Annotated in this window: 26 protein-coding genes and 1 tRNA gene; 11 read left to right on the forward strand and 16 right to left on the reverse strand. The window is 68.9% G+C overall.

What is annotated here, in order from left to right; all coding sequences use genetic code 11:
• Nucleotides 1-8: 8 nt before the first annotated feature.
• From gvpO to ABZV40_RS01880, 5 genes are all read right to left on the reverse strand, one after another.
• Nucleotides 9-275: a gas vesicle protein GvpO gene (gene gvpO / locus ABZV40_RS01860; protein ID WP_355434272.1), complete on the reverse strand. Its 267-nt coding sequence runs from the start codon at nucleotides 273-275 to the stop codon at nucleotides 9-11.
• Between the two features lie 103 nt (nucleotides 276-378).
• Complete coding sequence (locus ABZV40_RS01865; protein WP_355434275.1) at nucleotides 379-2,037, reverse strand: TIGR03767 family metallophosphoesterase; 1,659 nt, start codon at nucleotides 2,035-2,037, stop codon at nucleotides 379-381.
• Nucleotides 2,038-2,157: 120 nt separating this feature from the next.
• Complete coding sequence (locus tag ABZV40_RS01870) at nucleotides 2,158-2,403, reverse strand: hypothetical protein (protein WP_355434277.1); 246 nt, start codon at nucleotides 2,401-2,403, stop codon at nucleotides 2,158-2,160.
• A 49-nt stretch (nucleotides 2,404-2,452) separates the two neighbouring features.
• Nucleotides 2,453-3,247 (reverse strand): exodeoxyribonuclease III, encoded by a 795-nt coding sequence (locus ABZV40_RS01875; RefSeq protein ID WP_355434280.1) that lies wholly within the window; start codon nucleotides 3,245-3,247, stop codon nucleotides 2,453-2,455.
• An 11-nt stretch (nucleotides 3,248-3,258) separates the two neighbouring features.
• Entirely contained in the window at nucleotides 3,259-3,477 is a 219-nt protein-coding gene (locus ABZV40_RS01880) for a hypothetical protein (protein WP_355434283.1), read from the reverse strand.
• Nucleotides 3,478-3,642: 165 nt separating this feature from the next.
• Here ABZV40_RS01880 and ABZV40_RS01885 point away from each other — a divergent pair, with 165 nt between their 5' ends.
• Nucleotides 3,643-3,957, forward strand: a complete 315-nt coding sequence (locus ABZV40_RS01885) for a hypothetical protein (protein WP_355434286.1) — start codon at nucleotides 3,643-3,645, stop codon at nucleotides 3,955-3,957.
• 28 nt (nucleotides 3,958-3,985) lie between these two features.
• On the opposite strand, the gene ABZV40_RS01890 is transcribed toward ABZV40_RS01885, so the two are convergent.
• The 3 genes from ABZV40_RS01890 to ABZV40_RS01900 form a co-directional block, all read right to left on the reverse strand.
• Complete coding sequence (locus tag ABZV40_RS01890) at nucleotides 3,986-6,616, reverse strand: AAA family ATPase (RefSeq protein ID WP_355434289.1); 2,631 nt, start codon at nucleotides 6,614-6,616, stop codon at nucleotides 3,986-3,988.
• A 152-nt stretch (nucleotides 6,617-6,768) separates the two neighbouring features.
• Entirely contained in the window at nucleotides 6,769-7,050 is a 282-nt protein-coding gene (locus tag ABZV40_RS01895; protein WP_355434292.1) for an SH3 domain-containing protein, read from the reverse strand.
• A 234-nt stretch (nucleotides 7,051-7,284) separates the two neighbouring features.
• A complete protein-coding gene (locus ABZV40_RS01900; protein ID WP_355434295.1) occupies nucleotides 7,285-8,508 on the reverse strand; it encodes an NADP-dependent isocitrate dehydrogenase in 1,224 nt (407 codons plus the stop codon).
• Nucleotides 8,509-8,800: 292 nt separating this feature from the next.
• Between ABZV40_RS01900 and ABZV40_RS01905 the strand changes: the two genes are divergently transcribed.
• The 3 genes from ABZV40_RS01905 to ABZV40_RS01915 all read left to right on the forward strand — a co-directional run bounded on the left by ABZV40_RS01905 (nucleotide 8,801) and on the right by ABZV40_RS01915 (nucleotide 11,688).
• The gene (locus ABZV40_RS01905; RefSeq protein ID WP_355434298.1) at nucleotides 8,801-9,607 is read left to right on the forward strand and encodes a metal-dependent hydrolase; all 807 of its coding nucleotides are present in this window, start codon (nucleotides 8,801-8,803) and stop codon (nucleotides 9,605-9,607) included.
• A 135-nt stretch (nucleotides 9,608-9,742) separates the two neighbouring features.
• The gene (locus tag ABZV40_RS01910) at nucleotides 9,743-11,209 is read left to right on the forward strand and encodes a PHP domain-containing protein (protein WP_355434959.1); all 1,467 of its coding nucleotides are present in this window, start codon (nucleotides 9,743-9,745) and stop codon (nucleotides 11,207-11,209) included.
• A complete protein-coding gene (locus tag ABZV40_RS01915) occupies nucleotides 11,206-11,688 on the forward strand; it encodes a hypothetical protein (protein ID WP_355434301.1) in 483 nt (160 codons plus the stop codon). The genes ABZV40_RS01910 and ABZV40_RS01915 overlap by 4 nt, the downstream gene beginning before the upstream one ends.
• A 16-nt stretch (nucleotides 11,689-11,704) precedes the next feature.
• Here the strand turns inward: ABZV40_RS01915 and ABZV40_RS01920 are convergent, their stop codons facing one another.
• Nucleotides 11,705-12,331 carry a TetR/AcrR family transcriptional regulator gene (locus ABZV40_RS01920; protein ID WP_355434304.1) on the reverse strand — a complete coding sequence of 209 codons (627 nt, stop codon included), beginning with the start codon at nucleotides 12,329-12,331 and terminating at the stop codon, nucleotides 11,705-11,707.
• Nucleotides 12,332-12,439: 108 nt separating this feature from the next.
• On the opposite strand from ABZV40_RS01920, the gene ABZV40_RS01925 reads away from it, so the two are divergent.
• Nucleotides 12,440-13,477 carry a medium chain dehydrogenase/reductase family protein gene (locus ABZV40_RS01925; protein WP_355434307.1) on the forward strand — a complete coding sequence of 346 codons (1,038 nt, stop codon included), beginning with the start codon at nucleotides 12,440-12,442 and terminating at the stop codon, nucleotides 13,475-13,477.
• A 2-nt stretch (nucleotides 13,478-13,479) separates the two neighbouring features.
• On the opposite strand, the gene ABZV40_RS01930 is transcribed toward ABZV40_RS01925, so the two are convergent.
• Nucleotides 13,480-14,823: a protein kinase gene (locus ABZV40_RS01930; RefSeq protein ID WP_355434310.1), complete on the reverse strand. Its 1,344-nt coding sequence runs from the start codon at nucleotides 14,821-14,823 to the stop codon at nucleotides 13,480-13,482.
• Between the two features lie 37 nt (nucleotides 14,824-14,860).
• Entirely contained in the window at nucleotides 14,861-15,196 is a 336-nt protein-coding gene (locus tag ABZV40_RS01935) for a hypothetical protein (RefSeq protein WP_355434313.1), read from the reverse strand.
• A gap of 60 nt (nucleotides 15,197-15,256) precedes the next feature.
• Here ABZV40_RS01935 and ABZV40_RS01940 point away from each other — a divergent pair, with 60 nt between their 5' ends.
• Nucleotides 15,257-15,871, forward strand: coding sequence for a helix-turn-helix domain-containing protein (locus ABZV40_RS01940; RefSeq protein WP_355434316.1), 615 nt, complete (start codon nucleotides 15,257-15,259; stop codon nucleotides 15,869-15,871).
• Here ABZV40_RS01940 and ABZV40_RS01945 read toward each other — a convergent pair.
• Complete coding sequence (locus ABZV40_RS01945) at nucleotides 15,868-16,128, reverse strand: Prokaryotic metallothionein (protein ID WP_355434319.1); 261 nt, start codon at nucleotides 16,126-16,128, stop codon at nucleotides 15,868-15,870. The genes ABZV40_RS01940 and ABZV40_RS01945 overlap by 4 nt on opposite strands.
• Nucleotides 16,115-16,519, reverse strand: a complete 405-nt coding sequence (locus ABZV40_RS01950) for an MmcQ/YjbR family DNA-binding protein (protein WP_355434322.1) — start codon at nucleotides 16,517-16,519, stop codon at nucleotides 16,115-16,117. The genes ABZV40_RS01945 and ABZV40_RS01950 overlap by 14 nt, the downstream gene beginning before the upstream one ends.
• Nucleotides 16,520-16,653: 134 nt before the next feature.
• On the opposite strand from ABZV40_RS01950, the gene ABZV40_RS01955 reads away from it, so the two are divergent.
• Nucleotides 16,654-17,121, forward strand: coding sequence for a DUF2690 domain-containing protein (locus tag ABZV40_RS01955; protein ID WP_355434325.1), 468 nt, complete (start codon nucleotides 16,654-16,656; stop codon nucleotides 17,119-17,121).
• Nucleotides 17,122-17,171: 50 nt separating this feature from the next.
• Here the strand turns inward: ABZV40_RS01955 and ABZV40_RS01960 are convergent, their stop codons facing one another.
• Both ABZV40_RS01960 and ABZV40_RS01965 read right to left on the reverse strand, forming a co-directional pair.
• On the reverse strand, nucleotides 17,172-18,407 hold the full coding sequence (locus tag ABZV40_RS01960; RefSeq protein ID WP_355434328.1) for a glycoside hydrolase family 18 protein: 1,236 nt from the start codon (nucleotides 18,405-18,407) through the stop codon (nucleotides 17,172-17,174).
• A gap of 144 nt (nucleotides 18,408-18,551) precedes the next feature.
• Nucleotides 18,552-18,626, reverse strand: a tRNA-OTHER gene (locus ABZV40_RS01965).
• Between the two features lie 106 nt (nucleotides 18,627-18,732).
• Here ABZV40_RS01965 and ABZV40_RS01970 point away from each other — a divergent pair.
• On the forward strand, nucleotides 18,733-19,848 hold the full coding sequence (locus ABZV40_RS01970) for a DnaJ domain-containing protein (RefSeq protein ID WP_355434331.1): 1,116 nt from the start codon (nucleotides 18,733-18,735) through the stop codon (nucleotides 19,846-19,848).
• On the opposite strand, the gene ABZV40_RS01975 is transcribed toward ABZV40_RS01970, so the two are convergent.
• Nucleotides 19,829-20,452, reverse strand: coding sequence for a rhomboid family intramembrane serine protease (locus ABZV40_RS01975; RefSeq protein ID WP_355434334.1), 624 nt, complete (start codon nucleotides 20,450-20,452; stop codon nucleotides 19,829-19,831). The genes ABZV40_RS01970 and ABZV40_RS01975 overlap by 20 nt on opposite strands.
• On the opposite strand from ABZV40_RS01975, the gene ABZV40_RS01980 reads away from it, so the two are divergent.
• The 3 genes from ABZV40_RS01980 (at nucleotide 20,451) to ABZV40_RS01990 (ending at nucleotide 23,444) form a co-directional block, all read left to right on the forward strand.
• A complete protein-coding gene (locus ABZV40_RS01980; protein ID WP_355434337.1) occupies nucleotides 20,451-21,020 on the forward strand; it encodes an HhH-GPD-type base excision DNA repair protein in 570 nt (189 codons plus the stop codon). The two genes, ABZV40_RS01975 and ABZV40_RS01980, sit on opposite strands and share 2 nt — an antisense overlap.
• Nucleotides 21,021-21,110: 90 nt before the next feature.
• On the forward strand, nucleotides 21,111-22,034 hold the full coding sequence (locus ABZV40_RS01985; protein WP_355434340.1) for a hypothetical protein: 924 nt from the start codon (nucleotides 21,111-21,113) through the stop codon (nucleotides 22,032-22,034).
• 36 nt (nucleotides 22,035-22,070) lie between these two features.
• Nucleotides 22,071-23,444: a serine/threonine-protein kinase gene (locus ABZV40_RS01990; RefSeq protein WP_355434342.1), complete on the forward strand. Its 1,374-nt coding sequence runs from the start codon at nucleotides 22,071-22,073 to the stop codon at nucleotides 23,442-23,444.
• The last annotated feature ends 2 nt before the right edge of the window (nucleotides 23,445-23,446 follow it).

The following is a 23,446-nucleotide window of genomic DNA, read 5'->3' on the forward strand; positions in this document are numbered from 1 at the left end:
CCCTGGGGTCAGTGGTCGGTGGCACCTCTGGTGTATCGCCGCAGCCGTTCGTAGGACTGCAGGACGCCATCGCGATCGACGTCGACCCGGTAGGTGGCGAGCACGCTTGTGCTGGCGGGCACGCGTTCCAGCTCGACGACATCGACCAAAATGGACCAACCGCCACCTTCGGCGGCGCGTACGCCGGTGACACCGTCCGGCTGTCGCCCGGCGATCTCCCCGAACTGCTGCACGGCTGCGCGAATCGCATCAGCAGGTCCGCGAGACTCGTTCATCCCCACCATGATCGCAGCTGGCGCCAGGTAGTTAAACGGTCAAACAGTCGGTCACGCGACCAACCATCGGTCCAGTCGCCTTGGTGCACCTGCGAATTCGGGTTCACCTCACCGCGACGAGCAGCTCCGTGTTCCGATCCAACGGCGTGCCCAGAGGGTTCGTCCGCATGTGAATGTCGTTGTAGGTGAACTCCCGGCACAGGCTCGCCAGCGCCGTGTCAGACCTGTCGTCGTAGTCCACCTGGTACGGAGCGTCTGCCTCCAACAGCGTAGTGAACAACGACAACGTGCCGTCCCCGTTGTCCGCCACCTCGATCACACGGGCGTGCTGCGGGTAGTCGACGTGGGCGGCGGTGTTGATCTCCCAGAAGCTTCTGCCCGGCGTGTCGTGCCGGTGCGGTGTGATCACGTTGCGGTGCGTGTGCCCGTTCACCCACGCCAGCACGTTGGGGAACCGGTGCAGCAGGCCGACGAGCGCATCGCCGTTCATGCGCGGGTCCAGCGGGCGGCGCTTGTCCGGCAGCAAGTTGCCCATCGTCGTGCTCGTGTGATGACTGAACAGGACGAACAGCTCGTCGGTGACGTTCTGCCGCTGCGGCAGGCCGAGCCAGTCGTAGTAGAGCGAACTGTTGCGCTTGAGGATCTTCTCGATCCAGTTGAGCTGGTGCAGGCCGATCGAGCCCGTCGAGAACCCGGCGAGGTTCGTGGTGTCCATGCTGATGCCGGTGACGCCGGGTGCCATCCGGAACGTGTAGAAGACGTCTTTGCCGTCCGCGTTGGCGTCCGTGTACCCGTGCCCGCCCGTCGGCAAGTGCTTGCGCACGAACTCACCGGTGTCGAACAGCCGTCGCCTGTCGTCGGGCGTGACGGTCCGGACGACGCCGCCGCTCGCCAGGATGGTCATCGCTTCCGGAACGGCGTTGGGGTCGTTGAACGCCTGCGCGACCTTGGCGTTCTGCACGGGGTCGCCGAACCCGACGATCTTCTTGCGGCCGGTGTACCAGCTGTCGAGCAGCCCGTCCGGCAGGGCGCCCACGACGCTGTCGTCGTGGTTGCCGATCGTCGAGTACCACGGGATGTTCAGGCCGGGGCTGGTGAACTCCCCGACCGCCGCGTCGAGCAATCCGCTGAGCTGCGGGAATCCCGCGGCCTTGTAGTCGTCGCTGCCTGCCATGTCCGGCTGCCAGAACGTCCTGATGCCCGAGTTCTGCACGCCCTCGTAGCGGCTGTCGCCGGTGTTCGGCGTGATGCGGCCGCCGTTGAGGATCGTGAGGAACCAGTCCAGCTCGATGTTCTCGTGGTTGTCCGTGTTGTCGCCGGTCGTCATGAGGAAGTCGAAGGGCCTGCCGGTCAACGGACCGTTCTTGACCGCGTTGACCCGCTTGACGAGCGACGTCGACCCCTGCGCCGTGAGCGCCTCCTGCGGCCGGTGCGCGCTGGAGCCCATGATCGGATGCAGGTACTCGAACCGCAGCGGGCTCTGGGCGTCGCAGATGTGCATGTCGCTGAACTGCACGAAGCTCGTCAACGTCCGGCGCCGCGCCTCCCGGCCCGCCTTGGCCTGGACGAGGTCGCCGCGCACGACGGTGGGCCAGCCGGGTCCGGCGGCGAGCCTGCGGTAACCGCTGGTGCCGACGGGTGCGGCCGCCGTTTCGAGGGTGGTGCCGGCGGTGGACGCAATCGCTTGCGGGTCCAGGAGCGGCACGCCTGCCGCGCCCACGCCCATCGCCAGGAGGAACGAACGCCTGCTGAAGCCCGCCATGAGCCGCCCCCGATCTCATCGATGGTGAATCATGTTCAGATTCGGGGAGCCGGCAGGTGAAATCGAGCGGTCAGGCGGGGGACGGGAGCGATAAAGGCTGGTCGGGCTGGTTCAGTCGGACTAGACGACGGTGACCGGGGCATGGTCCGACCAGCGCTCGGCGTACGTCGCGGCCCTCTCGACCACAGCGCTCCGAGCCTGCGCGGTGTGCAAGTTCGGGATGAAGGGCTCCTTCATCGACCCCACGTGCAGGGCCCCGGCAAAGTCCAGCCCGCCCGATATGCCCGATGAGAGCGTGCCCACGCGGCGAGCGTTGTCGATGAAGGGACCCTTCCTGAACCTGGGGTGGATGAAGGAGCCCTTCATCAAGATCAACACAGCCGGGCCAGTCAAAGGTGCCAGTGGTCGGGCTGGGTCAGTCGGAGTAGACGACGGTGACCGGGGCGTGGTCCGACCAGCGCTCGGCGTACGTCGCGGCGCGTTCCACCACGGCGCTCCGAGCCCGCGCGGCCAGCCCGTCCGTGGCCACCTGGTAGTCGATCCGCCAGCCCGAGTCGTTGTCGAACGCCTTGCCGCGGTACGACCACCACGAGTACGGCCCGACCGCGTCCGGGTGCAGCGACCGCATCACGTCGGTGTACCCGGACGAGAACACCGACGACATCCACTCCCGCTCGTACGGCAGGAACCCGGACGACTTCTGGTTGGTCTTCCAGGCCTTCAGGTCTTCGGGACGGTGCGCGATGTTCCAGTCACCACACACGAGCACCTCACGGCCCGACACGGCCGCCTTCTCCCGCAGCGACACCAGGTACGGCAGGAAGGCCGCCATGAAGCGGTCCTTCTCGTCCTGCTTCTCGGTGCCGACGTCGCCGGACGGCAGGTACAGGGACGCCACGACGACGCCCGGCAGCTCGATCTCCACGTACCGGCCGCTGCTCTCGAACTCGGAGGCGCCGAAGCCCACACGGACAGAGGTCGGCTCAACGCGCGAGAGAATGCCCACGCCCGCGCGGCCCTTCAACGTCGACGGGGCGTACACGCCGTGCCAGCCGGCAGGCGAGTGGACGTCAAGAGGCAGCTCGTCCGGTTCCGCGCGGACTTCCTGCAGGCACACCACGTCGGCGGACGAAGACGCCAGCCAGGCCAGGTAGCCCTTCTTGGCGGCGGCGCGCAGACCGTTGACGTTGATCGTGGAGACCGTGAGCACGACGGAGGAGCCTACCGAGAGGCCAGGCCCCAGGGCTTCGGGTACTCCGCGCCGCAGCCGGCGCAGTGCGCGGTCAGGTCCAGGTAGCCGACGATCGTCGCCATCTCGTCGCGGGGCAGCGCGAGCTGGCGCTGGCCGTCCAGCTCGGTGTAGAGGCCCTGCCACTCCGGCTCGCAGGAGCACTGGGTGACGGCCTTGGCCCGGCCCCACCGAAACATGTTCCGCAGCATGCCACCAGTTTGCCACACGCCACCGAAGTCGTTGACCAACGCAAACCGCGGCTTCGGCGAACACGAATTCTTCGCACCGGACCCTTGAGCACGCGGAGCACCATTTGCGAGATTTTCCACGGGCCCAGGAAATCTCCCCGAGCACGGAAGCAGCAAGGAGAAGAAATGAACGCGATCAAGGGTGTTCTCGTCGGTCTCGCCGCCACCGCCGCGCTCTTCGGCGGGGCCGCCCAGGCCACGGCCGCGCCGGCGACGTCGCAGTCGGCCGAGGCGTCGGCGAACGTGACCGGCGAGGTCGTCGCGGTCGTCAAGGGCAAGTCCGTCAAGGTTCGCGTCGACGCCTCGACGACCGTGGACGTGGACTACGACCTCAAGAAGACCGTCGTGTCGGGCGAGCTGAAGGCCGGCGCGTCGGTGAACGTCAACGGCAGGAAGGTCGACGGCAAGATCGTCGCGTCGGGCATCATCGTCCTCAAGTAGCACTTCACCGGAATGGCCGGCGTCGCCCTCACGCGCCGGCCTTTTCCAATGCCGCCGCCAGGTCGCGGCGGCCGGAAATTCCCAGTTTTCGATACGCACGCGTCAGATGCAGTTCAACGGCTCGTGGCGTCACGAACAACTCCGCCGCGATTTGCCGGTTGGTCAGGCCGAGCACCGCCCTGCGCACGATGTGGTCCTCCTGCGCGGTCAGCACCGAACCGGACGGCGTGCGGGACGGACGGCCTCCCGCCGCGCGCAGCTCTCGTGCCGCGACGCCCATCAACGGGATCGCACCGCACCTCTTCGCCAGGTCGTGACCCTGCCGCAACGCCGCCAGCGCCTCCGGGCCACGCCCGCCCGCCCGCAGCGCGACACCCAGGTCGACCAACGCCCGCGCGAGCTCCAGCCGTGCCGAAGTGGACCGCAACGTCGAGACGGCCTCCTCCAGCAGGTCCGCACTCCCCGTCACGACACCGGAAGCCCGCAGGGCCACCCCGATCGGCACGGCGAGTCCCCAGTCGCGAGCCAGCTCCAGCTCCTGCGCGGCGAGGCGCACGGCGTGATCCCTCTCCCCCAATGCCATGTGCGCCAACGCCGCGTGCGTACGCCACGGCTGCAAGGACGGGTTGCGGGCACCACGACGTTCCATGCGGCGGCCGCAGTCGAGGTGGTCGCGCAGCGCGGAAGCCGGGTCACCGAGAGCCAGGTGCAGACGGCCGCGCTGGTGCAGAAGCGCGTGGTAATGGGTGTATTCGGGCAGGTCGCCGTCCAGTTCGCGTTCCCGCACGAGCCGCAGCGCCGACCCCACGTCACCGGTGTCCACCCACGCGCCGACGAGGCCGGCCACCGCTATCACGGCGTTGCCGTCCTGGTTGGCACCCAACGCGTCGAGCTTCTCCAGCGACGTCATGCCGAGCCGTTCCGCGTCCGGCAACGACCCCAGCCGGCGCGCCACGTGACACCGCAGCGCCTGCGCCAACGCCGCGCACACGGCCAGATCGCGCTCGGCCGTCACGCGCAGCGCCTCCTCGCACTGCCGGTCCGCCTGCTCGTACTCGTCGATGCCGATCAACGCCACGATCAGGTGCGCGAACGAGAACTGGTCGATCAGGTCGCGCCCGATGTGCAACGGCAACGACGACTGCACCCGCCGCCTCGTCTCGCCGGGGTTCGCGCCGATCGTGGCGCCCCGGAACGCCAGCACCGCGTTGAGGAACCGCTCGTTGCGCGCCGAGGTCATCCGCGCGCCGCTCAACCGGGCGATCCGCGTCTCGACCTCACCGGAGAAGAACGACTCCTCCATGCCGAGCGACAACGCGTACAGGTCCAGCCGTTGAGCCAGGTCCGCGTCCACACCGGACACCCGCGCGATCACCGACTCGATCTTCGCCACCGCGTCGCGGTACCTCCGCCGCCCGGCCAGGTCGCAGGCGAGCAGCAACGCCATCCGTCCCTCGGCCAGCACGTCCATCGACGCGGAAGCCGCCTTGGTCAACGACGCCAGGGCCGCACCGGGGTCGACCAGGGACTGCGCCTCGCTCAGCTCGACCAGCACCTCGCCGCGCAGGTCGTCCGGCAGCGGTTCGCGCAGAAGCCTGCGCAGACAGGCGATCGCTCTGTCCGAAGTGGACTGCCGAGCGGCGGCGCGCAGCACGTTCCGCACCCAGTCCGCGCCGATCGGCGCGGACTCCAGCAGGTGCCCCGCCACGTCGTCGACCGGCGCCTGGTCGTCGTACCGGAACCGCGCGGCACGGGCGTGGATCGCCGCCCGGTCCAATGCGGTGGTGCTCTGCGCCAACGTCGTCAGCACCATCGGCACGCCCGCGAAACCCAAGGCGCTCAACGCCCGTGACGCGTCCACGGCCTCACGCGGGTCCAGCCCGGCCGCCGCACCGGCCAGTGCCAGGTCCGCCTCGCCGAGCACCGCGAACGCCCGCGCCAGCGCCACCACCTGCGGCCCGGCCTGCGCGAGCCGTGCGACCAGCTCGCCGGCCCGTTCGCCCAGGTCGCGAGCACGCAGCCCGAGGAGGTACGGGTTGCCGCAGGTCGCCACCCGCCAGTCGGCGACCACCTCGTCGGTGACGCCGCCGGCGAAGAGCGCTCGCAGGAACCGCCCGCACGCCTGCTGGTCGAGGCCGGTGAGCCGGACCCGGCGCGCGTCACCGACCACCTCGCGCAGCAACGGCGTCGCGTCGAGGGCGAGCCCGCGCGTGACGACCACGACCACGGGCAGCTCGCCCAACCGTCTGCGCAGGTAGGCGAGGAAGTTCAACGACGGCAGATCGGCCTGCTCGACGTCGTCCACCGCCAGCAGCACCGGTGACCCCGCCGACACCTCGCGGACCAGGCGGTGCAGCCGGTGCATCACCGGCTGGTCGGCGTCGGTGCCGAGGATCTCGTCGGCCTCGCTCTCGAAGAGCTGCGCGACCACGCCGAACCGGAACGCCGACTCCGAGGCAGAGCACTGCGCCCGGAAGACCGCGAAGCCGAGCTCGCGGGCCATCCGCACGGTCTCGGCCAGCACGGACGTCTTGCCCAGGCCCACGCGGCCCTCGACGCACACCACCGAGGGCACACCGGCGGCGGCCTCCTCCAGCACGCGCCGCAGAGCCGTCAGCTCGCGCTTGCGGTCGGACACCGCGGAACTCGTGACCGCCACCTGATACGCCCCTTCGCCGCAACGCAGTTCGAACACGTGGCGGCGCGTTCTGGGCCGTCCTGCCTACTCCAGCCAGCTCAATCCTATGGAGGGCCACGCGGCCGGGGAAGGGCTTCCCCTGCCGGGAAACACCTCGAACTTCCGGCGAGGCCTCAGGTGCAGTTGGAATCGCTGGTCAACGCGACGAACTGGGTGCTCACCCACCGGCGGTCGCTCAGCATCCGGTACCCGTTCTCGACCCGCGGCTGGGCGTCCGCGACGGCGTCGCGCTGCATCGTCGAGACGATCGGCTGCATGTCGCCAGGACCGGACCGGACGTTGAGGATGTCCGCGGTCACCGTGACCTTGCAGATCTGCCCGCCCTTGTCGCTGCCCATCGGCTTGCCGCCGTTCGCGAAGTACATCACCCCGGCGACCCCGAGCACGCCAATCACGATCAATCCCCTGACCGGAACACCCAACATCGCCGCCTCCGAACACCGCACTGCCCTGGACCAGCAGATATAGCGGCTGCAAGGCGCAAAAGGACGCCTCGGCGCGGCAACCACCCGCAAGAGGAACCGGTCGGGTGACCCAACCCAGCACAGCGTGACCGGCGGAAACGATGAAGGGCTCCTTCATCCACGTGAGGTGGATGAAGGAGCCCTTCATCGCAAAAAATCAGGCGATCAGAACGACGCCATCTTCTTCTTGAGGTTCTCGTCCAGCGCGGCGAGGAAGTCCTCGGTGGTCAGCCACTCCTGGTCCGGGCTGATCAGCAGCGCCAGGTCCTTGGTCATCTGACCGGCCTCGACCGTCTCGATGACGACCTGCTCCAGCGCCTCGGCGAAGCGGATCACCTCGGGGGTGTTGTCCAGCTTGCCGCGGTGCATGAGGCCGCGGGTCCACGCGAAGATCGACGCGATGGGGTTCGTGGAGGTCGGCTTGCCGGCCTGGTGCTGGCGGAAGTGACGCGTCACGGTGCCGTGCGCGGCCTCGGCCTCGACGGTCTTGCCGTCCGGCGTCATCAGGACCGACGTCATCAGGCCGAGCGAGCCGAAGCCCTGCGCGACCGTGTCGGACTGGACGTCACCGTCGTAGTTCTTGCACGCCCAGACGTAGCCGCCCTCCCACTTCATGGCCGCGGCGACCATGTCGTCGATCAGGCGGTGCTCGTAGGTGAGGCCCTTGGCGTCGAACTCCGCCTTGAACTCCTCGTCGAACACGCGCTGGAAGATGTCCTTGAAGGCACCGTCGTAGGCCTTCAGGATCGTGTTCTTCGTGGACATGTAGACGGGGTAGCCCCGCTGCAGGCCGTAGGAGAACGAGGCGCGGGCGAAGTCCTCGATGGACTTGTTGTAGTTGTACATGCCCATCGCCACACCGCCCTCCGCCGGGAACTCGGTGACGACGTGCTCGATCGGCTCCGAGCCGTCCTCGGGCTGGAAGGTGATCGTCAGCTTGCCGGCGCCCGGCACCTTGAAGTTGGTGGCCTTGTACTGGTCGCCGTGCGCGTGACGGCCGATGATGATCGGCTTGGTCCAGCCGGGGACCAGACGCGGGACGTTCGAGATGATGATCGGCTCGCGGAAGACGACACCGCCGAGGATGTTGCGGATCGTGCCGTTCGGCGAGACCCACATCTTCTTCAGGCCGAACTCCTCGACGCGCGCCTCGTCGGGGGTGATGGTGGCGCACTTGACGCCGACGCCGTGCTTCTTGATGGCGTTGGCGGCGTCGATCGTGACCTGGTCGTCCGTGGCGTCCCGGTGCTCGATGCCCAGGTCGTAGTACTCCAGAGTGACGTCCAGGTACGGGTGGATCAGCTTGTCCTTGATGAACTGCCAGATGATCCGGGTCATCTCGTCGCCGTCGAGCTCGACGACGGTGCCCTGAACCTTGATCTTGCCCATAACTCCGGGCGCTCCTCTCGCGACGATGCAAGCAAGACAAGCGTACTGGTAAATCGCTCGGGTGTGCCTGCGACCCTGGTTACACCGATTCAGGGTCGAAGTCCGTCGAGCGGCTCCCGTGCTCCCGCCTGCCGGATTCTGCGTCTTGGTTTGCCCGAACCGTAACCCTCCCCCAGTTCGCCCACCACGAGAGCGTGCCGGGTCCGCGCGCACACTCAACCGGTTCCGCCCCGAGCACGTTCATCAAACGACTACTGTTTTCACTGTCGGGTGATCACCAGAAGGGGCGTAAGTGTCAACTGGGCCAACACATGCGATGAGCGGGCTGCTCGCCTGGAGCGCCGTCACCGCCCTCGCGTCGAGTCACCCGATCGGCCACCTTTCGCCGCAGAGCTGGGCCGTTGGCGCGGTTCTCGCCACCGGGGCGGCACTTCTGCCGGACCTCGACCACCCCGGCTCGACCATCTCCCGCACGTTCGGAGCACTGAGCGGCGGCCTGTCCGCGGGCATCAACGCGGTCAGCAGCTTCGTCTACCGGACGACGAAGACGAAGAAGGATTCCAAGCGGGACGGCGGACATCGCGGACTGACGCACACCCTCGTCTTCGCGGCGTTCGCGGCCGTGTTCACCACCGCGGTCGTGCAGAACAGCCAGAAGTGGGCGCTGCCGGTGCTCATGTTCGTGTTCGCGGGCCTCGCGGTGCGCGGGATCATGAACGACTGGAACCCGAAGCAGGACGCACTGATGATCACCGTCGTGTCCGCGGGCGTGACGTGGGCGATGATCGCGTGGACCGCGCAGACGAACGCTTCGGCAGCGGCGTGCGGAATCGCGGTCGGTGTCGGGTGCGTGGCGCACTACGTCGGTGACGCGATCACCGAGCAGGGCTGCCCGATGCTGTGGCCGGTGCCGATCATGGGCAAGACCTGGTTCCCGGTGGCGCCACCGAAGATCATGCGGATGAAGACCGGCGGTGTGGTCGAGATGGCCATCGTCGGACCGATCGTGACGATTCTGTCGGTGTGGCTCGGACTTGCGGCTTTGCAGGCCACGGGAGCGCTGCCGTTCCTCGACTGGCTCCACCTGCTCCCGCTCTGACGTTGTTCGCCCACCGGCCATGCCACGGCCACCTGTGTATCACCCGATCGGCCTAGCCTCCACGGACCCGACGAGTCGCGTGGAGGATCAGCCGTGTCCGAAGTTGCCCGCAGGCGGTTTCTGCAAGGCGCGAGTGTGCTGGGTGTGGCTGGAGTGCTCGGCACCGGTCGTGCGTCGGCGTCCTCGCGCTACCACTGGCTTTCCGGCGACCACCACACGCACACGCAGTACTCGTACGACGGCATGTACACGATCGAGCAGCAGATCCGCGGCGCGTTGCGGCACGGCACGGACTGGCTCGTGATCACCGACCACGGCCACGCGTCGCACGAGGCGCACTCCGTCGAGGCGACGGCCGCGGACATCCAGCGGGCACAGCGGAAGTTCCCGCACCTGCTGCTGTGGCACGGCATGGAGTGGAACGTCCCCGGCGCCGAGCACGCGACCCTCTTCTTCGAGGACTGCCGCGACGAGGCCGGCGTGCTGCGGGACTTCGAGCGGCAGTTCGACTGGCGGTTGAACGGCCAGGAGGCCTCCAGCCCCGCCAACGAGCAGAAGGCGCTCGACGCGATCCGCTGGCTCCAGACCAAGATCCGCAACGGCACCATGAAGTCCGCGCTGGTGTTCGTGAACCACCCGATGCGCAACGGCCGCGTGGCTCCCCACGAGCTGCGGAACATGCGCGACCTGGCTCCGGACATCGTTGTCGGCATGGAGGGCGCGCCCGGTGCGCAGGGCGACGGCGACCCGTTGCGCGGCCCCGGCGGCCACCGCGGCGGTTACGCGAACAGCCCCGGTTCGAACTCCTACGCGCCGTACCCGCCCGAGGGCTACCTGACCTACGGCGGCTTCGACTGGATGACGGCGAAGCTCGGCGGCGTCTGGGACTCGCTGCTCGCCGAGGGTCTCGGTTGGTGGATCACGTCGAACTCCGACTCGCACTTCAACTCGCGCGACACGATCGTCCGCGTGCCCGAACCCGGCGACCAGTTCACCCTCACCGGCAAGCACCTCGACCCGATCGACGTCGGTCCCGCGCAGGTGTCGCCGCCGTACGTCGACTTCTTCCCGTGCGAGTTCTCGCGAACCGTCGTGGGCGCGACCCGCCGGACGCGCGGCGGGGTGATGGAGGGCCTGCGGGCGGGCCGGGCCTGGGTGTCGCACGGCGGCCTGGTCGACGACCTGCAGTTCAACGTTTACGCATCCGGCGGATGCGCGACCCTGGGCGAAAGGCTGCGCGTACGACGCGGATCCGACGTGACGGTGCTGGTCAAGGCACGTTTGGCGACCCGCCCGAACAGCGCGGGCTTCATCCCGCGGTTGCGCCGTCTGGACCTCATCAGGGGTGCGGTAACCGGCCGGGCGTCATCCGAAACGTTGTCCACGCCACATGTGAAGGTCGAGCAATCCTACGAGCCGCGCTGGCACTATGCGGTCTTCACGCACACGTTCCGCAACGTCCGAGAGCCTTTTTACCTCCGATTGCGCGGAACCGACGGCAACCGCGGCGCGTTCGAACCGCAGGCGGACACTCCGGGAGCCGCGAACCCGTGGGAGGACCTGTGGTGCTACACCAACCCGATCTTCGTGGAGGTCAGGTGACCAGCACCTTCATCGGCGTCGACGCCGGGCACGAGAACCGCTGGGAAGCGGAGAAGATCGCACTGGAGCTGCACGACACGCTGCTGACCACGGCCAGGACGGTCGTGGTGCACGAGGTCGAGTCGCACCACGCGATGTCCTTCCAGGTCCCCGTGCCCCCGTCGGACGCAGTGGTGAACACGCTGGTGGAACAGGGTTTCGGGGTTGCGGTGCGCGGCGCCTCGTCCGGGCGTCTCGTAGGACCGGAGGCGCTTCGCGCAGGCGCTTCCGTTGCCGCTGAGGCTCACCAGTACCGCCGTGAGGGGCGCGCTCTGCGGTTCCAGGGCCAACGGTCGTTGCGCGGCCGTCACGGTGTGTCGGACATCCTCGCGTTCACGGCCATAGAGGCCGTTTTACCGCGAGGGGTGCACACCGTCGACACGCGCGGGAACCTCACCCCGTTCTTCCGGGACGGCAAGCTGGTGCTGGTCGTCGAGTAGGTCCGGGGTTCAACGCTCACTTCAGGTGAGCCAGTGCGGTGATCAGCCGTTCCGCGACATCGGCCGGTCCCGGCATCTTGCGCACCACGGCCCGTTGGTGCGCAAGGCCGTGCAGCCCGAGCCACAACGCGACCGCGTCGCCGTAGAGGTCGTCGCTGCCGTGTGCGATCCCTTGCGCCACGCAGGCCCCGAGCACGTCGGCGAGCAGCGTGAGCGCCTCTGCGCCCAGTGACTCCAGGTCGGCGTCGGAGATCGAGGTGTCGTCCACCGACGGTGTCCAGAGGCCGCCGAACATGATCCGGTAGCGCTGCGGGTGTTCCCGGGCGAGGTCCAGGTAGGCGTTGCACACGGCGAAGAGTCGCGTGCGCGCGTCCGTGCCGGCGTTCTCGTCGGCCTTGCCCAGGACGACCGCGAGCCGGTCCATCTCCCGCTGGACGACCGCAAGCATGATGGACGGCTGGTCCGGGAAGTGCGCGTAGATCGACGGCGCGGCGATGCCCGCCTTGCGTGCGACCGCGCGCAGCGTGACCGCGCGTTCGTCGCCGCCCTCGTCCAGGAGCGCCACGGCCGCGGCGATGATCTCTTCCCGCAGCTTGCCGCCTTCGCCCCGGCGGTTGCGCTTGCGCGGTTCTGCGGTCGTCACGAGCGTAAACATACACCTGAAAGCTTACCGGTGTTAGGTCTTGCGTTCGTAGACTTACGGGCGTTAGCTTACGGCTGTCAGCACGAGCGAGGCCTGAGGAGCAAGCAGATGAACGCCACCATCGCCACCGAGGTCGTCCTGCCGGGTGTCGTCGAGCCGGAGGGCCTGCGGGTGCAGGTCCGCGACCTGCCCGCGCCGGGCGAGGGCCAGGTCGTCCTGCGCATGGACGCCACCGGCGTCTCGTTCGCCGAGCAGCAGATGCGCCGGGGCAAGTACTTCGACCAGCCGCCGTTCCCGTTCGTGCCCGGCTACGACGTGGTGGGCACGGTCGTCGCGGTCGGGCCCGGCGTGGACGCCGCGCTGATGCAGCAGCGGTTCGCCGCGGTCACCAAGGTCGGCGGATGGGCCAGCCACCTGATCGTCGCGGCGGCCGACCTGGTGCCGGTGCCGGACGGGGTCGAGGCCGCCGCCGCGGAAACCGTTCTGGTCAACGGGGTCACGGCATGGCAGATGATGTACCGCACCGCGAAGGTCGAGCGCGGCGACACGATCGTCGTGCTGGGCGCCAACGGCGGCGTCGGCTCGACGTTGGTGCAGCTGGCGAGGCACGCGGGCATGACGGTGATCGGCACGGCCTCTGCGCGCCACCACGACGCGGTGCGCGAGCTCGGCGCGATCCCCGTCGACTACCGCGACCCGCAGCTGTACGACCGGATCCGCTCACTGGCGCCCGGCGGTGTCGACGCGGTGTTCGACCACGTCGGCGGCGACGGTCTGCGGGAGTCGTGGAAGCTGCTGCGCCGCGGCGGTGTGCTGGTCAACTACGGCACGGCGGCCACGAAGGACGAGCCGGGCAACGCGATGCTGCCGGTCCTGAAGCTGTTCGGGCGCCTGCTGCTGTGGAACCTGCTGCCCAACGGCAAGCGCGCGGGCTTCTACAACTTCTGGGCAGGCAAGCGGTTCCGCCCCGCCGCGTTCCGGGCACGTCTGCGCGACGACCTCACGCAGGTGCTGCGCCTCGTCGCCTCCGGAGTCCTGACGCCGCAGATCGCCGCACGGATCCCGCTGTCGGAAGCGGCCGCCGCGCTGGCGCTGGCCGAGTCGCGGACCGTGCTGGGCAAAGTCGTCATCGTTCCCGAGCCGTGAGCTCAGTTGGCGGTGGAGCAGCTCATGGCCGGTCGGGCGGGTTCCGGGCCGGTGGCGACGAACCCGAACGTGGTGGTTCCGCCGGCGGGCAGCACGGCGTTGTAGCCGGCGTTGGTGACGGTCACCGCGGTCGCTTTCTGCGTCAGGACGCCGTTCCACAGGTTGCCGATGGCGTGTCCCGCGGGCAGCTGCCCCGTGACGGTCCAGCCGCTGAGGTCGCGCGAGCTGGTGTTGCGCACCGTCACCTCAGCCTGGTAGCCGCCTGGCCACGAGTTGGTCACCTCGTAACGGGCATCGCAGACGGTCTTGGGCGCTGAGGTGGTCGTGATCGTGGTGGAGGCGGCCTGGGCGTTGCCGTTCCGGTCGCCCTGCGCGATGGTGCCGATCACCACGCCGCCGCCGACGAGGACGGCCGCGCCGACCGCCAACGCGATCACGCGGCGTGCCCTCCGCCGGCGCAGCGGAAGCAGCAGCGTCCCGCTCTTCTCGGCCACCTTCTCCGGCACTTCTTCCGGCACCGAGCGAGGCGCGGGCAGAGGCAGTCCCTCCGCGGTCGCGCTGAGCAGCCGGTGGGCCTCTTCCATCGTCGGGCGTTCGGCCACGTCACGACGCAGGATGCGCAGCAGGACCTCGCCGAGCGGGCCACCCGATCGCGGCGGCGCGACCTCCGCGCGAACCACGCGCTGCAGCAGTGCGTAGGGGTTCTCGTCCACCCCGAACGGTGGTGTGCCCTCCAGCGCCGTGTAGAGGGTCGCACCGAGGGAGAACACGTCCGAGGCGAACGTCGCCGTTTCACCCGCGGCCACCTCTGGTGCGAGGAAAGCCGGTGTACCGACGATCACGCGGGCATCGGTCACCGTGCCCTCGCCGACCGCGCGGGCGATGCCGAAGTCGGTGATCTTCGCGATGCCGTCCTCGGCGATCAGGACGTTGGACGTCGAGATGTCCCGGTGCACGATGCCCTCGGCGTGCGCGGCCGCCAGAGCAGCGGCGATCTGCCTGCCCACGTCCGCGACCACGTTCGCGGGGAGCGCGCCGCGTTCGGCGATCAGCGCCGCGAGGCTGCGGGAAGGGAGGTACTCCTGCACCAGGCAGGGCTCGCCGTGGTGCTCGACGACGTCGAACACCCTGATCGCGTGCGGGTGCCGCAGCCGCGCCGCAAGCCGGCCCTCACGCAGCATCCGCGCCACCGCGTCATGGGACCGCCGGTCCGCCTTGAGCAGCTTCACCGCGATCACGCGGTCGAGCTCCTCGTCGCGTGCCTGCCAGACCACCCCCATGGACCCTTGCCCGATCAGCGACAGCAGCCGGTAGCGCCCGGCGATGATCTCTCCTTCTTCCGGCACATGCCGACGCTACGTCGCCAAGCCGCCCATCAGCCACCTAAAGTTGCACTCGCACCGTGACGCGACCTCGCTCGTCACGGTGCGATGTCGCATGTCCGGTCCGTTGCACACCATCGAGCTCAAGAGTGAGCGGACCGCCCTCACCACTGAAGTTGCGCCACCACGTCTTGTCGTCCGGCATCATCACCTGGATGTCGACGACCTCGCCCTTGCGCTGGTAACCGACCGGAGTGCTGAAGGTCTTGCCGGAACGCCGTCCCGTGTAGGACACGACGGTGATCCCCTTGCGCACCAGCTTGCCCACGAGCGGCGCGTTGCGCAGCCCGACCATCGCCTTGTTCACGTTGCGGGCCAACGGTCCCTTGAAGTTCATGGCACCAACGTAGCCTCGTAAGTGGAGGGCACCGTCCACTTGGCTTCGAAATGAGAAGAAATGACCGCCGAAACCTCTCAGATGCGTGCCGACGCACGGGAGAACCGCGCGCGGGTGCTGGCCGTCGCGCGGGAGCTGTTCGCCGAACGAGGGCTGGACGTGCCGATGGCCGCGATCGCGCGGAAGGCGGGCGTCGGGGTCGCCACCCTGTACCGGCGCTTCCCCACCAAGGAGTCGCTGGTCGTGGAGGCGTTCACCGAGCAGTTCGCGCACTGCCAGGCCGTCGTCGAAGAGGCGCTGGCGGATCCTGATCCGTGGCGAGGCTTCTGCACGGTGATCGAAAAGGTGTGTCTGCTGCAGGCGTCCGACCGCGGGTTCATGGCGGCGTTCGTCTCGACGTTTCCCGAGCTGCACTCCGAGGTGCGGAACCGGACGTGGAGCGCGTTCGCCGCTTTGGTGCAGCGGGCGAAGGACAGCGGGCACCTGCGGCCGGACTTCTCACCGCACGACCTGACGTTGGTGCTCCTGGCCAACAACGGGCTGGCCGCAGCGCCGGTGGACGTGGCGACGGCCGCATCCCGGCGCCTGGTCGCCTACCTGCTGGAGTCGTTCCGAACCGGCACGGACGCGCTGCCGCCGCCCGTGCCGCTCAGCCTCGAGCTGGTGCTCCGTTAACCGGGGTGGGCCCCGACCGTGTCCCGGATCATCGCGCCCAGGTCGGCGGACGCCGAGCGCGCGCAGTGGGCACAGCAGAAGAAGCGGCCCTCCACCTCGACGCCGTGCCCGATCACGCGGCAGTCGCAGTGCTCGCAGCGCGGGGCGAGGCGCTGGATCGCGCACTCGAAGCTGTCGAACGTGTGCACCCCGCCGCCGACGGTGCGCACCTCGAAGGCCATCCAGTACTCGTTGCCACAGACGTCACAGGTCGCCATGCGCGGAAGACTGCGACAGGTCAGGCAGGTCGGCAACTCGATCGTCGAGTTGCACGACCAGCGCCTTCGGGGCAGTCACCCGATAGGCGTCCTCGACGAGGTCCGCGATGACGCCCCAGTCGACGGGGACGTCGAGGTAGACGCCGAGCCAGCCGCGGTGACCGACGTAGGGCGGCCGGAAGTAGCTCTCCGGCGCCTGGGCGACGAGTGTCTGCTGAACGTCCGGGCCCGCTGCGCACCAGAACGCCCTGCGGTCGTCGTGGTGGTGGTCGGCGAACATCACGAAGGTCTTCTTGCCGCGGACGAACCACGTCGGCTCGCCGTGGCTCGGGCGTTCCGTCACCTCTGGGAGTGCGAGACAGAGGCGGCGCAGGTGTTCGAGTGCGTCCACCCGCACATCGTCCGCGCGGATGAGCAGGTTGTCCTAGCTTTCGACAAGGATCGTGCAAGGCGGCGTGGCCAGCATCTTGCCCGCGACCGGAACTCGGGTCGCACGGGGATGTCCACCTCTGAGGGAGATACCAAATGGGGAAGAAGTTGCTGGCCAGTGCGGCCGCGACCGCCGGCCTGTCCATTGCGCTGCTCGGTGGTGTCACGGCCGTCGCGAACGCCGCTCCGGCGCAGGCTCCGCTCTCCGCCGCGGCGACCTGCAGCGGCACCGGCTGCGACGGCAAGGACCCGTACGACAGCGGCTGCGGGGGCCGGTCGGAGGCCGGCCGGAAGTCGACCTCGAAGGGCACGTTCATCCTGTACTACTCCAGCACGTGCAAGACGAACTGGATCGAGACCCCGAACTTCGCGGGCGGCACTCCCAACCTGGAGATGACGGTGCAGGACAGGGACCGGGACAAGCTCGTCCGCTTCGCTTCGTCGACCGCCCCCGGCCGGCACTACGGCAACATGGTCTACTCGCCGGGCGACAACTGCGCCGTGGGCTTCGCCGACTGGGGCGGCGGCTCCTGGGAAGTGATCATCGAGTCGAGCGGCTGCTGATCTCGTGAAACCCGTGACCGGACGGCGTCCGGCCACGGGTTTCAGTCTGCTCAACCGATACCGGAACGGATCGCGCTGATCAGCTCGCCGTTGGCCGTGTCACCGGAGAGCTCCCAGAAGAACACGCCACCCAGGTTCTGCCCGCCGGCCCACGAGACCTTGCCGCGGACCGTGGCCGGGGTGTCGTAGCTCCACCACTGGCTGCCGCACTTGGCGTACGCGGTGCCGGCGACGGTGCCGTTGGCCGGGCAACGGCCCTTGAGCACCTTGTAGTCCTCGATGCCCTGCTCGTAGGTGCCGGGCGCGGGGCCTGTCGCCGTACCGCCGGGTGCCGACTGGGTGACGCCCGTCCAGCCGCGGCCGTAGAAACCGAGGCCCAGCAGCAGCTTGTTGGCGGGGATGCCCTTGCTCTTGAGCTTCTGGATCGCCGCGTCGGTGTTGAAGCCCTGCTGCGGGATGCCGGTGTAGCTGGTCAGCGGCGAGTGCGGGGCGGTCGGACCCTGCGCGGCCCAGGCGCCGAAGAAGTCGTACGTCATCGGGTTGTACCAGTTCACGTACTGCGCGGCACCGGCGTAGTCCGCCTTGTCGATCTTGCCGCCGGTCGAGGCGTCCGCGGTGATCGCCGCGGTCACGAGGTTGTTGCCGCCGAAGCGGTTGCGCACGGCCTGCATCAGCGTCTTGAACGAGTTGAAACCGCTGGTGTCGCAGGAGAGCCCGCACGCGTTGGGGTACTCCCAGTCGATGTCGATGCCGTCGAACACGTCCGCCCAGCGCGGGTCCTCGACGAGCTTGTAGCAGGAGTCCGCGAACGCCGCCGCCGCGCTCGGGCTCGCCGCTGCCGCCGGGAAGCCTCCTGACCAGGTCCAGCCGCCGAACGAGAACAGCACCTTGAGACCGGGGTTGAGCTTCTTGAGCTTGCGCAACTGGTTGAAGTTGCCGCGCAGGGCGCCCGTGTCCCAGCTGTCCGACGTACCGTCCACAGAGGACGCCGCGTCGTAGAACCTGTCGTAGTCGGCGTAGGTGTCACCGAGGACGCAACGTCCGCCGGAGACGTTGCCGAACGCGTAGTTGATGTGCGTCAGCTTGCCGGCCGAACCGGAGGTGCGGATGTTCTTGACGTGGTAATTGCGCTGGTAGACACCCCACTGCACGAAGTAGCCGACGACGCGGTTGGTGATCGCCCGCGCGCCGATGTCCGACTGCGGTGCGGCCTGCGAGGCCGGTGCCGCGACGGCGGCTGCCGTCAGGAGGGCTGTCGCGACCGCGACGAGTCTGCGCCTGAACATAGCGGTCTCCTCGATGGGTGACGGCGCGGCGGCGCTGCCTTCACGCTAAGTGGACTAGACCACTGTCGTCAATGGTGAACCGGGAGCGCGCCGGAACCGTACGAGGAGGAGGAAAGGCGAAAGCCGAGGAGGGTGGGTGCTCCGCGGGACCGGCCGGATTCGAACCGGCGTGTTCCCTCCCGTGCAGGAGGGCGCGACGACCACTGCGCTACAGGCCCCTTCGCACTGCGTAGCAACACACTAGACCGGTAATCGCGGGCCGTATGCCCGGCGAAAGTGTTGGACCCAATAAGGTTCATGCACCAACCTCGAACTGGACGGTGTCGTGCCAGGGATCGACTACTACGAGTTGCTCGGTGTGAGCCGGGGCGCCAGCGCCGCGGAGATCAAGTCGGCCTACCGCTCTCTCGCCAAGGTCATGCACCCGGACGCGGGTGGGACGTCAGGCAGCTTCCGCCTGCTCCAGGAGGCCTACGAGACGCTGAAGGACCCGGTCCGCCGGGCCGACTACGACCGCCCGGCCGCCCCGCCACCTCCCGTCGTGCGCCCGCAGGCACGCCCGCGACCTCGCCGAACGGGCCGCACAGGCAGGCTGCGCGACTTCGGCGACGACCCGAACTACATGGCACCACGCCCCCGCGTCGACCTCGGCGCGATGGACTGGTGGCACCGCATCGACCTGGGCGCACGGGTCCGCTACGTCCCCGCCACGGGCCTCGGCCACGCCCCGGCGGCCGCCGCGATCGGCGGGTGGTTCGTCCTGCTCATCCCGTTGGCGATGCCCCTGTCCCCACTGCTGCTGGCCGTCTGGCTCCCCCTCGTGGCGGGCGCCGGTTACGGGGCGTTCCGACTGGTGCGCCGCTATTCGGCGTTGGCACGGGCCGAACGGGCGTTCGCCGGGGAGTACGACGGGAACACGATTTTCGGCCGTCCGGGTGAAAACAGACGCGAAAGGCTGACCGCCGGACTGCTGACCGAGTACCTCACGCAGCTACCGGGCGTGCGCATCTTCCACGGCCTCGCCTGGCCCGGCTCCGTCTTCACCGACATCGACCACGCCCTGCTGTGCGGCAGGCGTCTGGTCCTGATCGAGTCGAAGTCGTGGCTGCCGGGCCACTACTACTGCGACGAGGACGGCGAGCTCTGGCGCAACGGCCACCCGTTCCGCGGCGGCGGCTCCCAGCTCCTCGACGGCGTGGAACGCTTCGCCGAGCTCCTGCCGTGGCTGGAGATCCGCGGCGCCCTGATCGTCTACCCGAGCCGGGCCGGCGAGGTCACCTGCGACGACGACCTCGACTTCGAGGTCCCGCCGATGACGCCGGAACAGTTCGTGCGCGAGATCGGCGACTGGCTGGCCGACGACCCGGCCACCGTCGACCGCGAGGCGCTGCGCGTGCTGGTGCGCCAGGTCGTCTCCGAGGTCAGGGTCGCCGGGGCCTAGGGCGCAGGAAGAACCCGACGACCGCACCGGCCAGAATCGGCGGCCCGTGAATGTCGGTGATCGCACTCAGCACAACAGCACCCACGAGCACGATCGCAGCCGTGAGGTAGAACCGCCGAATTCGCGCCATCAACACGTACACGGCCAATGCGCCGAGCGGCCCGCAGAACGCCACCGAGATGCCACCGGAATACGGCTGCCACAACTCCCCGATGCCGTGCCCGGCGAGAGCGCCCAACGCGAACAACCCGAGAAACCGGCCCGTGCCGAACGTCCGCTCCGCCACGGTCCCCACCAGCGCGGCGGTCACCCCCAAGCCGATCACCACGGACCACGGGTCAGGCTGCACCAGCACCGGCGAGACCAACCGCCAGACCTGACCCGCCATCAGCGATTCCGGGTCCCGGCGCACCGCCGGGAACAAACCGGTAGCACCCAGGTGGTAAAGCGCGGTGCAAACCGCCCAGCAGGCCAGAACGACAATCGTGCCGATCGGGACACGACTTCGTACACCCGGCAGCGCCGGAAGAGCCATTTCCCCCATCTCTCGATGATAAATACCGAAGTCGTGAGCTTGGGCCGATCGTGCCAGGATTGCCGCCATGACCCGCACGCTTTGCCTCGCGCAGAACCCCGCCGCGGACGCCCTGCTGGCGAACGACCGGTTCGCGCTGTTGCTCGGCATGATGCTGGACCAGCAGATTCCGATGGAGAAGGCGTTCTCCGGCCCCAAGGTGCTCGCCGACCGCATGGGCGGCCTGGACGTCCACCGCATCGCCGAGGCCGACCCCGAGGAGTTCGCCGCGATCATGGCCACCCCGCCCGCCGTGCACCGGTTCCCCGGCAGCATGGCCAAGCGGGTGCAGGCGTTGTCGCAGTTCGTCGTCGAGGCCTACGACGGGGACGTCACGCGGATCTGGGCCGACGGGGACGGGGCCGCGGTGCTGAAGCGGCTCAAGGCGCTGCCGGGGTTCGGGGAGCAGAAGGCGAAGATCTTCCTGGCCCTTTTGGGCAAACAGTTCGGCATCACGCCGGACGGGTGGCGGGAGGCCGCCGGGCACTACGGTGAGGACGGAAGTCGGCGCAGCGTCGCGGATGTGACCGACCAGAAGTCGTTGCTGGAGGTTCGGGACTTCAAGAAGGCGGCCAAGGCGGCGGCGAAGGCGAAGTAGCGCCCGCTGTTCACCGTCTGGTCCACTGGACGTCCGCCGCCAGCCCGAACGAGGTGCGATCTTGCCTCGGGGAGAGAAGGGCGGTTTCCGTTGCGCATCAAGGTGATTGGCGTTTTCGCGGTCCTCGCGCTGAGTCTGGTGGCGAGTCCGGCGCAGGCGGCCACGACGTGGCCGGGCGACTCGGCCACCAGGACGGCCGACGGGTCGAACGTCTTCGGCAAGAACCTCAGCGGACTCTCGTTCGAGAGCGCGAACGTCGTGTGGGCGGTGAAGAACAGCCCGTCCACGCTCTACCGGCTGGTGCCGAGCGGCAGCACCTGGAAGGTCGACCAGAAGCGGTCGCTCCACTACCAGGACGGGCAGGGCGACCCCGATGCCGAAGGGGTCGTGAGCACGCCGGAGGGGCTCTTCGTCGCCGTTGAGCGCGACAACGACGACGGCGACGTGAGTGCGCCGAAGATCCTCAAGTACGGCACCGGCAGCAACGCGGTGGCCGAGTGGGAGCTCGGCGGCATGCCGGAGGTCGACCCCAACGACGGGCCTGAGGCCATCTCCTGGGTGCCGGACTCGTACCTCACGAGGAACGGCTTCACGGACGACTCCGGCAGGACCTACGACCCCGCGGACTACCCCGGCCACGGCAGCGGGTTGTTCTTCGTCGGGCTGGAGGCGACCGGCGAGGTCTACGTCTACGCCTTGCAGGGCGAAGCGAAGCTGCTGGCGAAGTTCGCGAGCGGGCACGCGCAGGTGATGGACCTGGAGTTCGACGGCAGCAAGCTGTGGGCCATCTGCGACAACAACTGCAACGGGCAGACGACGACGTTGGCCATCAGCAGCGGCAAGTTCAGGGTCACGGCGAAGTACAACCGGCCGTCGACGCTGCCGAACACGAACCTCGAAGGGTTCGCGATCTCGCCGAGCTGCGTCAACGGCAAGAAGCTCGTGTTGTGGTCGGACGACGACAACAAGGACGGTCACGCGTTGCGCAGCGGTTCGTTGAACTGCTCGGGCTGAGCGGAACTGTCGGGGTGCGGAGCTAGGCTGCCGCGCGTGACCGCACCCCGCATCCCCGGCCTGACCGACCTGAGACCGTTGGGCGCCGGTGGATTCGCCACCGTCTACCGCGCCCATCAGGCACAGCTGGGCCGCGACGTCGCGGTCAAGATCGACAACCGGGTGCTCGCCGCCGAGCGCGACCGCAGGCGGTTCCTCCGGGAGGCGCAGGCCGCGGCCAAGTTGTCCGGGCACCCGCACGTCGTCGGGGTGCACGACGCCGACATCACCGCGCAGGGCACGCCGTACCTGGTCATGGAGCTGTGCACGGGCGGGTCGCTCGCCGATCGGCTGGACCGGCACGGGCCGCTGCACCCGGAGCAGGTGCGCGATCTCGGGATCAAGCTCGCGGACGCGCTCGCGGCGGCGCACGCGGAAGGCGTGCTGCACCGGGACATCAAGCCCGGCAACATCCTCGTCGACCGCTACGGCACGCCGAAGCTCGCGGACTTCGGGCTCGCGGCGCTGCTCGACGCGCAGGGCGGCAGCACGGTCACCAGGGACGCCCTGAGCCCCAGCTACGCGCCGCCGGAAGCGTTCGCGCTGGCCGAACCCACGCCGCAGGCCGACGTCTACTCGCTCGCCGCGACGCTCTACACGTTGCTCGCGGGCAAGCCGCCGCGTCCGGTGCCGTGGCCGATCACGTCGTTCGACCAGCTCGGCGAGATCCTGCGCCGGCCGGTGCCCGCGGTGGCGGGCGTGCCGGCGGCACTGCACGAGACGTTGGCGCGGGCGCTGCACCCCGACGCCAACCTGCGTACCGCCAGTGCCGCGCAGCTGCGCGACGAGCTGCTCGACCCGATGCGGCAGCCCACCGTGCCGGTGCCTCCGCGGCCCAAGCGCAAGACGTGGCCGTTGGTCGCCGCCGCGGCCGGACTCGTCGTGCTCGTCGTTGGCGGTGTGCTCACGTGGAACCTGTTCAACGGAGACAAGGTCGGCGCCCAGGGGCCCGGACCGGCCACGACGCGGCAGGGCGGGCAGGAGGACGTTCCGCCGTTCCTAAAGAAGTGCGACAGCGGGTACTGCGTGGACAAGTCGACCTGCTTCCGGGGGATCAACGCCGTGGGAGGCAAGGCAGCGACCGCGCGCAAGGTCGGCAGCTGCGCGGACGAGCACTTCTGGGAGGCGTTCGCGGGTGGCTGGCTCTCCGGAGACATCCCGGCGGTCGACTCCGACGAGCTGCTGGCCTCCGCCGAGGTGAAGAACGTCTGCACGCCCGCGGCGATGAAGGCGAACACGCGGCCGACCGTCGACACGACTGGCTGGAACATCACTGCTGTCGGGTACGCGGACGGGTCGCGCAACTACTTCCTCTGCCTGGGGTCTGAGCCAGGAGCTGGAGAGGTCGTCACCAGCGCATTCGGCAGCTGACT

The sequence above is a fragment of the Lentzea sp. NPDC004782 genome, from assembly GCF_040609115.1.
In the GTDB taxonomy this organism is placed as follows: Bacteria; Actinomycetota; Actinomycetes; order Mycobacteriales; family Pseudonocardiaceae; genus Lentzea.

Bases quoted from the DNA above. Each gene is read 5' to 3' on its own strand.
- ABZV40_RS01865 (WP_355434275.1), bottom strand. From the start codon at position 2,037: ATGGCGGGCTTCAGCAGGCGTTCGTTCCTCCTGGCGATGGGCGTGGGC.
- ABZV40_RS01980 (WP_355434337.1), top strand. From the start codon at position 20,451: ATGACCCGCACGCTTTGCCTCGCGCAGAACCCCGCCGCGGACGCCCTG.
- ABZV40_RS01940 (WP_355434316.1), top strand. From the start codon at position 15,257: ATGACCGCCGAAACCTCTCAGATGCGTGCCGACGCACGGGAGAACCGC.
- ABZV40_RS01900 (WP_355434295.1), bottom strand. From the start codon at position 8,508: ATGGGCAAGATCAAGGTTCAGGGCACCGTCGTCGAGCTCGACGGCGAC.
- gvpO (WP_355434272.1), bottom strand. From the start codon at position 275: ATGAACGAGTCTCGCGGACCTGCTGATGCGATTCGCGCAGCCGTGCAG.
- ABZV40_RS01975 (WP_355434334.1), bottom strand. From the start codon at position 20,452: ATGGCGGCAATCCTGGCACGATCGGCCCAAGCTCACGACTTCGGTATT.
- ABZV40_RS01955 (WP_355434325.1), top strand. From the start codon at position 16,654: ATGGGGAAGAAGTTGCTGGCCAGTGCGGCCGCGACCGCCGGCCTGTCC.
- ABZV40_RS01935 (WP_355434313.1), bottom strand. From the start codon at position 15,196: ATGAACTTCAAGGGACCGTTGGCCCGCAACGTGAACAAGGCGATGGTC.
- ABZV40_RS01945 (WP_355434319.1), bottom strand. From the start codon at position 16,128: ATGGCGACCTGTGACGTCTGTGGCAACGAGTACTGGATGGCCTTCGAG.
- ABZV40_RS01870 (WP_355434277.1), bottom strand. From the start codon at position 2,403: ATGAAGGGCTCCTTCATCCACCCCAGGTTCAGGAAGGGTCCCTTCATC.
- ABZV40_RS01880 (WP_355434283.1), bottom strand. From the start codon at position 3,477: ATGCTGCGGAACATGTTTCGGTGGGGCCGGGCCAAGGCCGTCACCCAG.
- ABZV40_RS01960 (WP_355434328.1), bottom strand. From the start codon at position 18,407: ATGTTCAGGCGCAGACTCGTCGCGGTCGCGACAGCCCTCCTGACGGCA.
- ABZV40_RS01925 (WP_355434307.1), top strand. From the start codon at position 12,440: ATGAACGCCACCATCGCCACCGAGGTCGTCCTGCCGGGTGTCGTCGAG.
- ABZV40_RS01885 (WP_355434286.1), top strand. From the start codon at position 3,643: ATGAACGCGATCAAGGGTGTTCTCGTCGGTCTCGCCGCCACCGCCGCG.